This is a genomic window from Stenotrophomonas maltophilia, assembly GCF_001676385.1.
Lineage (GTDB): Bacteria > Pseudomonadota > Gammaproteobacteria > Xanthomonadales > Xanthomonadaceae > Stenotrophomonas > Stenotrophomonas maltophilia_J.
On sequence record NZ_LYVJ01000013.1, the window covers coordinates 64,949 to 77,712 of the forward strand.

Annotated in this window: 13 protein-coding genes and 1 tRNA gene; 9 read left to right on the forward strand and 5 right to left on the reverse strand. The window is 66.6% G+C overall.

Annotation, left to right across the window (positions count from 1 at the left end):
- Positions 1-62 precede the first annotated feature (62 nt).
- Positions 63-149: transfer RNA gene (locus tag A9K58_RS16300), tRNA-Leu, on the reverse strand.
- A gap of 131 nt (positions 150-280) precedes the next feature.
- On the opposite strand from A9K58_RS16300, the gene A9K58_RS16305 reads away from it, so the two are divergent.
- From A9K58_RS16305 to A9K58_RS16320, 4 genes are all read left to right on the forward strand, one after another.
- Positions 281-715: a BLUF domain-containing protein gene (locus tag A9K58_RS16305; protein WP_065200334.1), complete on the forward strand. Its 435-nt coding sequence runs from the start codon at positions 281-283 to the stop codon at positions 713-715.
- 142 nt (positions 716-857) lie between these two features.
- The gene (locus A9K58_RS16310; protein ID WP_065200335.1) at positions 858-2,144 is read left to right on the forward strand and encodes a nucleotide sugar dehydrogenase; all 1,287 of its coding nucleotides are present in this window, start codon (positions 858-860) and stop codon (positions 2,142-2,144) included.
- A gap of 55 nt (positions 2,145-2,199) precedes the next feature.
- On the forward strand, positions 2,200-3,822 hold the full coding sequence (locus A9K58_RS16315) for an FMN-binding glutamate synthase family protein (RefSeq protein ID WP_065200336.1): 1,623 nt from the start codon (positions 2,200-2,202) through the stop codon (positions 3,820-3,822).
- Positions 3,823-3,926: 104 nt separating this feature from the next.
- Positions 3,927-4,388 carry a GNAT family N-acetyltransferase gene (locus tag A9K58_RS16320; RefSeq protein ID WP_065200337.1) on the forward strand — a complete coding sequence of 154 codons (462 nt, stop codon included), beginning with the start codon at positions 3,927-3,929 and terminating at the stop codon, positions 4,386-4,388.
- Between the two features lie 89 nt (positions 4,389-4,477).
- Here the strand turns inward: A9K58_RS16320 and A9K58_RS16325 are convergent, their stop codons facing one another.
- Entirely contained in the window at positions 4,478-5,725 is a 1,248-nt protein-coding gene (locus A9K58_RS16325; protein WP_065200338.1) for a TIGR03862 family flavoprotein, read from the reverse strand.
- Positions 5,712-6,146 carry an FKBP-type peptidyl-prolyl cis-trans isomerase gene (locus A9K58_RS16330; protein WP_065200339.1) on the reverse strand — a complete coding sequence of 145 codons (435 nt, stop codon included), beginning with the start codon at positions 6,144-6,146 and terminating at the stop codon, positions 5,712-5,714. The genes A9K58_RS16325 and A9K58_RS16330 overlap by 14 nt, the downstream gene beginning before the upstream one ends.
- A 68-nt stretch (positions 6,147-6,214) precedes the next feature.
- Between A9K58_RS16330 and A9K58_RS16335 the strand changes: the two genes are divergently transcribed.
- The 3 genes from A9K58_RS16335 (at position 6,215) to A9K58_RS16345 (ending at position 8,709) form a co-directional block, all read left to right on the forward strand.
- The gene (locus tag A9K58_RS16335) at positions 6,215-6,580 is read left to right on the forward strand and encodes a DUF6164 family protein (RefSeq protein ID WP_065200340.1); all 366 of its coding nucleotides are present in this window, start codon (positions 6,215-6,217) and stop codon (positions 6,578-6,580) included.
- 175 nt (positions 6,581-6,755) lie between these two features.
- Complete coding sequence (locus A9K58_RS16340; RefSeq protein ID WP_065200341.1) at positions 6,756-7,523, forward strand: sulfurtransferase; 768 nt, start codon at positions 6,756-6,758, stop codon at positions 7,521-7,523.
- 190 nt (positions 7,524-7,713) lie between these two features.
- Complete coding sequence (locus A9K58_RS16345; RefSeq protein WP_065200342.1) at positions 7,714-8,709, forward strand: LLM class flavin-dependent oxidoreductase; 996 nt, start codon at positions 7,714-7,716, stop codon at positions 8,707-8,709.
- Positions 8,710-8,736: 27 nt separating this feature from the next.
- On the opposite strand, the gene A9K58_RS16350 is transcribed toward A9K58_RS16345, so the two are convergent.
- Entirely contained in the window at positions 8,737-9,396 is a 660-nt protein-coding gene (locus tag A9K58_RS16350) for an exopolysaccharide biosynthesis protein (protein WP_065200343.1), read from the reverse strand.
- On the reverse strand, positions 9,380-10,684 hold the full coding sequence (locus A9K58_RS16355) for a hemolysin family protein (RefSeq protein ID WP_065200344.1): 1,305 nt from the start codon (positions 10,682-10,684) through the stop codon (positions 9,380-9,382). The genes A9K58_RS16350 and A9K58_RS16355 overlap by 17 nt, the downstream gene beginning before the upstream one ends.
- Before the next feature lie 292 nt (positions 10,685-10,976).
- Here A9K58_RS16355 and A9K58_RS16360 point away from each other — a divergent pair, with 292 nt between their 5' ends.
- Both A9K58_RS16360 and A9K58_RS16365 read left to right on the forward strand, forming a co-directional pair.
- Entirely contained in the window at positions 10,977-11,603 is a 627-nt protein-coding gene (locus A9K58_RS16360; RefSeq protein ID WP_065200345.1) for a DUF47 domain-containing protein, read from the forward strand.
- Positions 11,604-11,616: 13 nt separating this feature from the next.
- A complete protein-coding gene (locus A9K58_RS16365) occupies positions 11,617-12,738 on the forward strand; it encodes an inorganic phosphate transporter (protein ID WP_065200346.1) in 1,122 nt (373 codons plus the stop codon).
- Positions 12,739-12,764 lie beyond the last annotated feature (26 nt).

A 12,764-nucleotide genomic window follows, 5' to 3' on the forward strand; every position in this document is an offset into this window, starting at 1 on the left:
GATTGCGGAGCATCGCGAAAATTGCGGGTCGGAACGACGAACCATGATTGTCGCGAAAGCCTTGGTGCCCGGAGCCGGAATCGAACCGGCATGGGGTTGCCCCCGGCGGATTTTAAGTCCGATGCGTCTACCAGTTTCGCCATCCGGGCCAGCAGCGCCGCGCCGATTGTAGCCGACCTGGCGCTGGACGGCCGGATGGCGTCTGCGTGGCGGGATGCTTAACTGTTGTTCCTGTTCATGTCATAGTCCCTGCCACTGTTCCCAGGGGGGGAGCCGCCCGATGTCGCTGCACGCGATTGCCTATGCCAGTGAGGCCAGTGCCGATCTGCAGACAACCGATCTTGATCGCCTGCTGGCCGACGCCACGGCATTCAACCGTGTAGCCGGTGTCACCGGTGTCCTGATGTTTGATGGCAACCGCTTCCTGCAGTACCTGGAAGGTCCGGAGGACGGCGTCGATTCGGTGTTCCAGCGCATCGTCAACGCGCGCAGCCACGGCCAGCTGAAAGTCCTGTGCCGCGCGCCGGTGGCGCAGCGTGCGTTTCCGCGCTGGTCGATGGGAACCCGGCGCATCGATGCGGATCTGCTGGCGCAGATCGTCGAAGCCGCGTGGCCGGGCTTCCTGCTCGGCAGTGGTGGTTTCGAGCGCCTGCTGCAGGCCTGGACCGGTGCCGATGGCGAACTGGAGCCGGCGGCGGTCGCGCTTGGTTCCTGAGCCTGCCTTGGCGGCACGGCGTCGGGACCGTTAGGCTGTAGCCTTTATCGCCTGGTCCCGGCGGGATGGTATTGCGAATGAGTGTGTTGACCGAAGCCATGATGGCGGGCACGTGGTTGCGTCCGCCGTGCAGGAGGGGCCGATGAGCGCGCGGATTGCCGCTGCCGAGGCGCCGCGTTTCGCGGTGATCGGCCTGGGATACGTCGGCTTGCCGCTGGCAGTGGCATTTGGTCGGCAGTGGCCGACCCTGGGCTTCGACATTGATACCGGCCGCATCGCCGAGCTGCGCAGTGGCAATGACCACACTCTGGAAGTGGAGGCCGACGAACTCGCCAGTGCGCAGTACTTGCAGTATGGCAGCGATCCCAAGCTGCTGGATGCGTGCAACGTCTACATCGTGACCGTGCCGACTCCGATCGATGCTTACGAGCAGCCCGATCTGGAGCCATTGCGTTCGGCTACGCGGCTGATCGCCAGCCACCTGCGTCCCGGTGACCTGGTGATCTATGAGTCTACGGTCTACCCCGGGACCACCGAGGAGGTGTGCGTGCCGTTGTTGGAGCAGGGGGCCGGCCTGCGCTTCAACCAGGACTTCCATTGCGGCTACAGCCCGGAACGGGTCAGCCCCGGTGACCGCCAGCGGCGCCTGGCCGACATCCGCAAGATCACCTCGGGATCGACACCGGAGGCGGCTGCGGTGATCGACGGCCTGTACCAGCGCATCATTGCCGCCGGTACCTTCCCCGCGCCGTCGATGCGCGTGGCCGAGGCGGCCAAGGTGGTCGAAAACATCCAGCGCGACGTCAATATCGCCCTGGTCAATGAGCTGGCACTGATCTTCGACCGGCTCGGCATCGATACCCAGGACGTGCTCGATGCGGCGGGCAGCAAATGGAATTTCCTGCCGTTCCGGCCGGGCCTGGTCGGCGGCCACTGCATCGGCGTCGACCCGTACTACTTGCTGCACAAGTCCGAGAGCGTGGGCTATCACCCGGACCTGATCCACACAGCGCGGCAGGTCAACAACCGAGTCGGCGAGCACGTTGCCGCCCGCGTGCTGGCCATGCTGGCCGAGCGCGGGCGCGTGCCGGCGCAATCGCGCATCCTGGTGCTGGGCGTGACCTTCAAGGAGGATTGTCCGGACCTGCGCAACAGCCGCGCGCTGGAGCTGGCGCAGCGCCTGCGTGATGCCGGTGCGCGGGTTGAGGTCAGCGACCCGTGGGTTGGCCCGGCGGCGCTGGCCGACGCGGGCGTGCACTGGTTGGCCGAGCCGGCGCCCGGAAGCTACGACGCCGTCGTGCTGGCCGTGGCACATGGCCACTTCAAGGCAATGGACGAAACCCGGATCCGGAGCCTGTTGGCACCCGGTGGCCTGGTCTACGACGTGAAGTCCGCCTGGCCACGCGCCGTGGTTGATGGCCGGCTGTAGGTTCCGGTGGCGGGAGGCGCGGTAGACTCGGGAACAGCTGCAACCAAGGAACGCCATGCATCGGTATTTCGTCTACCTGCTCGCCATCCTCATGTTTCCAGTCTGCCTGTGGCTGGCTTCGATATGGCCCGCCTGGTACTGGGGCGTGGGCCTGACGGCCGCGATGGTGGCGCTGGGGACCTGGGACCTGCTGCAGAAACGCAGCACGCTGCGCCGCAATTATCCGGTCATGGCGCACTTCCGCTATGGGCTGGAATCGATCGGGCCGGAGATCCGCCAGTATTTCGTGCAGAGCGACCTGGAGGACGTGCCGTTCTCGCGCCAGCAGCGTGCACTGATCTACCAGCGTGCCAAGAACGAGATGGACACGGTGCCCTTCGGTACGTTGCGCAGCACCTATGCGGTTGATTACGAGTGGATCAATCATTCGCTGGCACCCACGGCCATCGCCGGGCACGACTTCCGCGTGCTGATCGGCCCGGACTGTGCCAAACCCTATTCGGCCAGCGTGTTCAACATCTCGGCGATGAGTTTCGGTTCGCTGTCGGCCAACGCGATCCGCGCGCTGAACGAAGGTGCGCGCCGGGGTGGCTTCTACCACGATACCGGCGAAGGCTCGATCTCGCCCTACCACCGCGAGATGGGCGGCGATCTGGTCTGGGAGATCGGTTCGGGTTATTTCGGCTGCCGCGACGAAAAGGGCGGTTTCAGCGAAGAGCGCTTCATCGCCAACGCTACCCACGACCAGGTCAGGATGATCGAGATCAAGCTGTCGCAGGGCGCCAAGCCGGGCCATGGAGGCGTGCTGCCGGCGCCGAAAGTGACCGCCGAGATCTCGGCCACGCGCGGCGTGCCGATGGGCGTGGACTGCGTATCGCCGTCGCGCCACTCGGCGTTCTCCACACCGGTTGAACTGCTGCGGTTCGTGGCCCGCCTGCGCGAGCTTTCCGGTGGCAAGCCGGTCGGGTTCAAGCTGGCCATCGGCCATCCGTGGGAGTGGTTCGGCATCGCCAAGGCGATGCATGAGACCGGCCTGCTGCCGGATTTCATCGTGGTCGATGGAGCCGAAGGAGGGACCGGTGCGGCGCCGGCCGAATTCGTCGACCATGTCGGCGTGCCGATGCATGAAGCACTGCTGCTGGTGCACAACACCCTGGTCGGCCTGGAGCTGCGCGAGCGCGTCCGCATTGGTGCGGCCGGCAAGATCACCAGCGCGTTCGACATCGCGCGCACCATCGCGCTCGGTGCCGACTGGTGCAATGCCGGCCGTGGCTTCATGTTCGCGCTGGGCTGCATCCAGTCGCTGAGCTGCCATACCGACAAGTGCCCGACCGGCATCGCGACCCAGGACCCGGCACGCTGGAAGCACCTGGATGCGCCGGACAAGGCGACACGCGTATACAGCTACCATGAGCACACGTTGCATGCATTGAAGGAGCTGCTGTGCGCGGCTGGCCTGAACGACCCGGCCGAACTGGGGCCGGAGCATATCCTGCGCCGGGTTTCGCCGGTGGAAATCCGCTCGCTGGCATCCTTGTACCGCTACCTGGAGCCGGGCGAACTCCTGCACAGGGTGCCCGATCATGCGGTATTCCACGCTTACTGGGCTGAAGCGCGCAGCGATTCGTTCCAGCCGCCACCGAAGATCCAGGCGCTGCGCGCCAGCAAGTCGCGGTAATGTGTGGTTGCAGGGCCGAACCATGCCCGCCTGGCGCTTGGATCGGGCATGATGGCGCAGGAATGAAACCCGCCGGGCGTGGCTCGGCTCCACAGGGAGATGCCATGCAGTTCAGGACCGGGACGCTGGATGACGTGGACACACTGTGGGCCCTGCGTACGCGCTGCGTGCGCGAGACCTGCAGCAGCCACTACCCCCCAGAGGTGATCGATCCATGGTCGGCCTCACCGCCGCCGTCGCAGTACGCGCGGCTGCTGGGGCAGGGGGGATGCGTCGTGGTTGAAGATGCGCAGGGTGGCGTGCTCGGCTTCGGCGTGTTCGATATCGACGCCAACGAAGTCGATGCATTGTTCGTTGACCCGGACCGCGGTGGGCAGGGCATCGGCCAGGCCCTGATGCAGCGGTTGCTGGCGATGGCAGACCGCGGGCGCGAGGTGGTGCTGTCGGCCTCGCTCAATGCCGTGCCGTTCTATCAGCGGCAGGGCTTCGTCGCCGTGCGTGAAGAGGCCTACCCGCACCCCAGCGGCGTGGCGCTGGCCTCTGTGAGCATGCGCAGGCCCTGGTGACTGCCCGCATCCTGCTTTCTGTAGAGCCGAGCCCATGCTCGGCTGCCTTTGTCTGAAGCCGAGCACGGCGCGACGCTACGGCGCGGATCCTATCGCCCGGCCAACCAGCCGATCACGCCTTCGGCCGCACGCAGGCCACTGGCGTAGCACGCGGTCAACAGGTAGCCCCCGGTCGGGGCCTCCCAGTCGAGCATTTCGCCGGCACAGAATACGCCGGGCAGTGCCTGCAGCATCAGGCCATCGTCCAGTGCTTCCAGGCGCACGCCACCGGCGGTACTGATCACTTCGGCCATTGGTCGCGGCCGCAGCAGCCGCAGCGGCAGGCGCTTGAGCGTGGCAGCCACGGCCGGCAGGTCCTGGCCTGCATCCTTGCCGAGGATCTCGAATACCAGCGCAGCCTTCACTGCATCCAGGCCGGCCTGGCGGCGCAGGTGCTCGCCGAAACTGCGGCCCTTCCGCGGGCGCGACAGGTCGGCCAGCAGGCGTGCTTCGTCGCGGCCCGGCACCAGGTCCAGGCACAGCATGGCGTGGCCATCACGGTTGATGGTCTCGCGCAGGTCCGCCGCCAACGCGTAGATCAGGCTGCCCTCGATGCCGTACGCGCTGGCTACGCACTCGCCCTGCAGTGACTGTTGCCGTCCGTCCAGGTCGATCCAGTGCGCGACCACCGGCTTCAACGGTGCACCGGCATTGCGCTGGGCGAAGAACGGGGTCCAATCCACATCGAAGCCGCAGTTGGCCGATTGCAGCGGCGCAATGTCCACGCCTCGTGATTGCAATGGGGCGACCCACGCGCCATCGCTGCCCAGTTGCGGCCAGCTGCCACCGCCCAGTGCAAGCACGGTGGCATCGACGGACACTTCAACCGGGCCTTCCTCGGTTTCAAAACGCAGCGCGCCGCTTTCTCCCCAGCCGCTCCAACGGTGGTTCGCGTGCAGGTGCACGCCCTGTTCCTTCAGCCTGCGCACCCACCCGCGCAGCAGCGGCGCGGCTTTGCGGTCGACCGGGAAGACGCGGCCCGAGCTGCCGACGTACGTTTCCACGCCGAAACCGGCGGCCCAGTCGCGAAGCGCCTGCGCGTCGAAGCCGTCCAGCCAGCGTCCGACCGCGGCGGTCCGCTCGCGGTAGCGGCTGTCGAACAGCGGGCGCGGGTCGGAGTGGGTGAGGTTGAGCCCGCCCTTTCCGGCGATCAGGAACTTGCGGCCCGGTGAGCCCTTGGCCTCGTACAGGTCCACGTCCAGGCCAGCCGCGCGCAGGCGCTCGGCGGCGAACAGGCCCGCCGGGCCACCGCCGACGACTGCGACCCGACCCGGTGAAGCAGTATCACGGTTTGACATCGAGCAGCTCGACATCGAACACCAGCGACGAACCCGGCGGGATCGAGCCGGCCCGGCGCTCAGCATAGCCATAGGCCGGCGGAATCATCAGCGTGCGCTTGCCCCCCACCTTCATGCCGGCCACGCCCTCATCCCAGCCACGGATGACCTCGCCGGCGCCCAGCGTGAAAGTGAAGGGTTGGCCGCGGCTGACCGAGCTGTCGAAGGTCCTGCCGTGCTTGTTCCCGGTGCGGCTGTCGTAGATCCAGCCGGTGTAGTGCACGGTCACCCGGCTGCCGGGAACGGCTTCGGCACCGGTGCCGGGCACGCTGTCGATGCGCTCGAACGCGGCCAGGGTACCGCCCGGCGGCGGGCCGGCGGGTTCGCTGGAACAGCCAGCAGCGACGAGGGACAGCAGCAGGGGAATCAGCAGGCGGCGCATCGGCGTCTCCGGACGGTTCAGGACGAGGGCCGCAAGGGTAGCGCATCGGCGCCGGGTATCATGGCGGCATGGCCAAACTTCTGCTCAACCTGCGCAATGTCGGCGATGACGAGTATGCCGATGTCTGCGCACTGCTGGACCGGCATGGCATCGCCTGGTACCGCACCGAACCCAGTCCGTGGGGCATATCCAATGGCGGCCTGTGGCTGCGTGAGGATGCCGATCACCCGCGCGCAAAGGCAGTGATGGCGGAGTATCAGGCCGAACGGGGCGCGCGCATCCGTGCCGAGCGCCAGCAGGCGCTGCGTGACGGCACGGCCGAGACCTTCGGCAGCCTGTTCCGGCGTCGGCCGGTGTTCGTGGTGCTGGTGCTGCTGGGAATGATGGCTGCGGCCGCGCTGGTCCTGCTGCCGTTCATGCTGTTGCGCGGATAGGTCGGCGGCCGCATTGCATCCGGCGCCCGCAGCGGCGACGGCAACTTCAACAGCGGCAGAACCGCCCCTGGCAATGCATCGGTGCCCGCCTCGGGTGGGCGCCGGTCCCGCTGCGGCGCGGAGGACCTGGGCACCGGATCCTGCCGGTGGGTGCCGGAGGCGCTAAAATGGCCGGATGATCGCCAATACCGCTGCCTATCATTTTTCCCACATCGATGCTCCCCAGGTCCTGTGTGACCAGCTGCTGGCGCGCGCCGAGGCGGCGGAACTGAGGGGCACGATCCTGGTAGCGGGCGAGGGGCTGAACCTGTTCCTGGCCGGCGAGCCGGGCGCGATCGAGGGGTTCTACGCGACGCTGCGCGAAGACGCGCGCTTTGCCGACATGCGGATCAAGGCCAGCTTCAGCGAGCATCAGCCGTTCGCGCGCCTGAAGGCCAAGGTCAAGGATGAGATCATCAGCTTCCGTCGTGACGACGGCCAGCCGCTGGATTATCCGCGTGCGCCGGCGGTCGATCCGGCCACCGTGCAGCGCTGGCTGCGGCAGGGCCATGATGATGCCGGCAAGCCGGTAGTGATGCTCGACACCCGCAACCTGCAGGAAGTGGAGTACGGCACCTTCAAGGATGCGCTGGTGCTGCCCATCCGCAGGTTCACCGAGCTGCCCGAGGCGCTTGCACCGCACCGCGAAGCACTGAAGGACAGCACCGTGGTCAGCTTCTGCACCGGGGGCATCCGCTGCGAGAAGGCGGCGCTGTGGATGGCCAATGACGGCATGGACAACGTGCTGCAGCTCGACGGCGGGATCCTCGGCTACTTCGAGGAGGTAGGTGGTGAAGGGTACGAAGGACGCTGCTTCGTGTTCGATGAGCGCGTGGCGCTGGATGCCGAGCTGAAGCCGCTGGTCGACCAACCGTTGCCTGCGCCGCGGCCCAGCGCGTTCTGACCCGCTTGCTGCACAGCCGGGCCCGGCCCGGCTGCCTTTCGTCGACCAGCAGCAGCCGGGCATGGGTTCGGCCCTGCACGATCCGGCGGCCGCTGGCCTCGCTTCACGGGAATCAGCGTCCCGCCACCGTCACTGGCCGTCGCGCCCGGTCGACCCCATGCAGGGGAAATCCTGTGACGGAAATGACCTGATGATCCCATTGTCGATCCTTGACCTGGCCCCTGTCTGCGAGGGAAGTGATACCACCGCTGCCTTTGCCAACATGCTGGACCTGGCCCAGCATGCCGATGCGCTTGGCTATCGCCGCTACTGGCTGGCCGAGCACCACAACATGCCGGGCATCGCCAGTGCCGCTACCGCCGTACTGATCGGGCACGTGGCGGGCGGCACGAAGCGCATCCGTGTCGGTGCCGGCGGCATCATGCTGCCCAACCACGCACCGCTGCAGGTTGCCGAGCAGTTCGGCACGCTGGCGTCGCTGTATCCGGATCGCATCGACCTGGGACTGGGGCGGGCACCGGGGACCGATCAGCCCACCGCGCGGGCGCTGCGCCGCTATTTCGACAGCGCCGACCAGTTCCCGCAGGACGTACGCGAGCTGCTGCACTATTTCGAGCCGGTGCAGCCCGGCCAGGCGGTGCAGGCAGTTCCTGGCGGTGGCCTGCGGGTACCCACCTGGATCCTCGGGTCGAGCTTGTTCGGGGCGCGCATGGCGGCGTCGATGGGCCTGCCGTATGCGTTCGCCTCGCACTTCGCACCGGACGCCATGGACGAGGCGCTGGCGATATACCGCCGCGAGTTCCGCCCCTCGGCGACGCTGAAGCAGCCGCACGCGATGCTGGCCTTGAACGTCGTTGCCAGCAGCAGCGAAGCGGAATCGCGCCGCCTGTTCACCAGCCAGCAGCAGAGCTTCGTCAACCTGCGTCGCGGTCGCCCGGGCAGGATTCCGGCGCCGATCGACGACATCGAAGCCTTCTGGGAACCCCACGAAAAGCTGGGTGTCGAGCGGGCGCTGGCGTGCACCGTGCTGGGCGATCCACAACAGGTGGCTGAAGGCATCGCCGCCTTCGTCGAGCGGCACAGGCCGGATGAGCTGATGCTCACCGCGAACCTGTACGACCACCGTGCGCGCCTGCGCTCGTTTGAACTGGCGATGCAGGCCTGGCATGCCCGGCACGCGGGCTGAACGAAGGCGACGGGGGTTCTCCCGTCCTCAGAGCCAACCCTGGAACAGCTCCATCGTGTAGCCAACCAGTTGGCCGGAGCTGAAACCGAAGAACGTGATCGCCGCCAGCGCGGCGATCCAGTTGAACAGCATCAGCGCGCCATCGCGCTCAAGAAGCGCCAGCGAGAACAGCAGCAGCTGGAAGCCGAACAGGAAGTTGGTGAACGGGATCGGCAGTGACAGCAGGACGCCCAGCAGCACCAGCAGCAGGCCGGTGAACGCATGCGCGGGCAGCGGCTTCAGCAGATGCGGCATGCGCGGCTTCAGCATGCGGTCCAACCGCCGCAGCGGGCGGTCGATGCGGTCAAGGAAGCGGTGCATGGTGCCGCGCTTTGGCCCGCGGCGCGCAATGAGCCCGGGCAGCCACGGCCGGCGCAGGCAGCACAGCATCTGCAGGCCGATCAGGACCACCAGCGGGCCGCTGACCGCGCCTCCCATGCCCGGGATCGGGATGAAGGAGGGAAGGATCGCCACGAACAGGAACACACCGAACGCGCTCTGCTGCAGGTTGCAGAGGATCTGGCCGAGCGGCATGTGCTCGGCCGGATCACCAGAGGCGAACATCTCCAGCAGGGTGCGGATACCCTCGTTGCGGTAGGCCGGGCGCCCGTGGCCCGGGCCCTGGCCGGCCTCAGGCGGTGAGCTCATCGGCCTGCTCGTCGGACAGGGTGCGCAGCAGCAGCTTGTCCACGCGCGCGCCATCCAGGTCGACCACTTCAAAGCGCCAGCCTGCCCAGTCGAAGTACTCGCCCGCGTGCGGAATGCGGCCGAAATAGTGGATGCACATGCCGGCCAGCGTGTAGTAGTCGCCGTCCTCCGCATCGGGCAGGTCATTGCTTCCGATCAGTTCGCGCAGGTCTTCGATCGGCAGCGATCCGTCGACCAGCAGCGAGCCGTCCTCGCGGGTCACCACCAGCGCGTCCTCGTCGGCATTCTCGACCGCCTGCAGGCGGCCGACCACGGCGCCCATCAGGTCGCTGATGGTCACCAGGCCCTGGATCTCGCCGTACTCGTCCACCACCAGCGCCATCGACTGCTGTTCCTCGCGGAAGATCTCCAGCAGCTTCATCGCATGGGTCGACTCGGAGACGTACAGTGGCTCGCGCAGGGTCTGGAACAGGGCGTTGTCGCCACGCGCCATGCGCGTAGCCAGCGATTTCAGTTCCAGCACGCCGACCACATCCTGGTCGTTGTCGCGGTACACCGGGTATCGCGAGAATTCGTGCTCGGCCATGATCTCCAGGTTCTTCTCCTGGCCAGCCTGGGTATCGAGCCAGGCGATCCGGTTACGCGGAGTCATCAGGCTGTCGGCCGTGCGGTCGCCCAAGCGCATGACGCGGTTCATCATGTCGCGCTCGTGGGCATCGATCACGCCGGCCTCATGGCTCTCGGCCACCAGCATGCGGATCTCTTCCTCGGTCACCTGCGCGGCCTCGTCCTTGCCCAGGCCGAGCACCTTCAGTACCAGTTGCGTGGTTTTGGACAGCAGCCAGACAAAGGGCAGGGCCAACCTGGCCAACCAGCTCATCGGCATCGCCACCAGGCCGGCGATGGCCTCCGAACGGGTCAGTGCCAGGCGCTTGGGCACCAGTTCGCCGAAGATGAGCGTCACGAAGGTGATCAACGACACGGCCAGTGCCGTACCGACTTCACGGGCGTAGGCGAACCCCGGCATCATGCCCTGCAGCCAGCCGGCGATGGCATCGCCGATGGCGTCACCACCCAGGTAGCCGGTCAGCACGCCGATCACGGTGATGCCGATCTGCACCGTGGACAGGAAGCTCTCCGGCTTCTCCGACAGCTCCAGCGCCTTGGCCGCGCGCTTGGAGGTAGCGGCCAGCTGCTTCAGGCGGCTCTTGCGCGAGGTCATGACCGACATCTCGGACATGGCAAAGAAGCCGTTAAGCAGAACCAGTGCAAAGACAATCAGGATCATTTCAAACACGGGCGTCGTCCCCGGTTGGTGGCAGGGAGGGCGGGTGCTTGCGATGGCGGCAGGCGCTCAGGAATGGGGTCCGGCGCGGCGCGGGGGGATTAGGGTCGTCGTCCATAAGGTGCGCCCGGAGGCGCGCTGGCATCTTAGCAAAGGGGCATGGCGCGGTGGCAACCGCCTGTTCAGGTTTGGGGCCCGGACCGCCCGGAAGGGGGCAGGGATACCCGTGATGGTCATCTAGCCGTCATAATTCCGCCTGGTGCCGTCCTTCCCGCGACGGCTGACAGGTTTCTCAATGTTCTCTCTGCAGACCATTTTCGGTTCCGGCAAACAGTTCTACACCCTGCTCGATGAGGCTGCCGTCGCGGCCTACGATGCTGCCAAGGCGCTGCATTCCATGCTGCGCGAGGCCGATCGCCAGCCTGCGCTGGACGCCTTCAAGTTGGCCCGCCTGCGCGAACGCGCGGCCTCGGACAAGATCAGCCAGGCGCTGGTGGACAGCTTCATGACGCCGATCGAGCGCGAAGACATCGAAGCGCTGGGCTCGGCGCTGTACAAGATTCCCAAGCAGATCGAGAAGTTCGCCGATCGCTATTCGCTGGCGACGACCCACCTCGAGCACATCGACTTCGCGCCGCGCGCGGCGATGCTGGAACAGGCCGCCGGCGTGGTGGTGGAGATGGTGGCCGACCTGCGGAACATGAACCTGGACCGGATGACCGCGCTGAACGAGAAGCTGCGCTCCCTGGAGAACGAGGCCGACCGCCTGATGCTCGAACTCTACCGCGACATCTATTCCGGCCGCCTGGACAACCTGCAGATGTTCCTGCTGAAGGAGTTCTTCGAGATCCTGGAGAAGGCCATTGATCGTTGCCGCGAGGCCGGTGTGGTGGCGTACCAGATCGTGTTGAAGAACAGCTGACGGACGCCGCCGCATGTTGACCCTTGTCCTGGTGGTGATCCTGGCCGCGCTCGTCTTCGAGTTCATCAACGGCTTCCACGACACCGCCAATTCCATTGCCACCGTGGTTGCGACCAAGGTGCTTTCGCCTGGCTGGGCGGTGATGCTCGCCGCCCTCATGAACCTCATTGGTGCGCTGACCGGCACCGCTGTTGCGCTGACCATCGCTTCGGGCCTGCTCAACACCAACGTGGTCGACGTCACCCCGCAGGTGATCCTGTGCGCGCTGCTGGGCGGCATCATCTGGAACCTGATCACCTGGTGGAAAGGCCTTCCGTCGTCGTCCTCGCACGCATTGATCGGTGGCCTGTGCGGCGCTGGCCTGGCCGCGGCCCACAACAACTGGGATGCGCTGATCTGGTCCGAACGCCTGGGCAGCTGGGCGCAGAACAAGGGCCTGCTGTGGAAGGTGTTCGTGCCGATGATCACCTCCCCGGTGGCCGGTTTCCTGCTGGGCATCGTGGTGATGGTGCTGCTGTGGGCGCTGATCGCCGGCCTCGCCCGGGTCGGCGGTGCCATCGGCCGCCTGGCCCGGCCGCGCATCGTCAATGCATTCTTCGGCAAGGCGCAGATCGCCTCGGCGGCTTACATGGGCTTTGCCCATGGCCACAACGATGCGCAGAAGACCATGGGCATCATCGCCATGACCCTGATCGGTGCCGAAGCCACCGGTGCGCTGGATGACCTGCCGTCGTGGCTGGCCTTCATGCACCCGGACGCGAGCGCCGGCGACGGCATCGCGATGTGGATCGTGCTGACCTGTGCGGTGGTGATGGCCGCCGGTACCGCCTCCGGCGGCTGGAAGATCATCAAGACCCTGGGCCACAAGATGGTCAAGCTGCACCCGATCCACGGCTTCGCCGCGGAGACCAGCTCGGCCACCATCCTGACCCTGGCCGCGCACTTCGGCATGCCGGTCTCGACCACGCACAGCATCTCCACCGCGATCATGGGCGTGGGCTTCGCCAAGAACCCGCGTTCGCTGAAGTTCGGCGTGATCGAGCGCATCGTCTGGGCCTGGATCCTTACCATCCCCGCTGCTGGCGGCTGTGCCTACCTGATCCTCAAGCTGTTCGCGCTGGCCGGTTGGCTCTGATCCACCGTAGCGCAGCAGACAAGAAG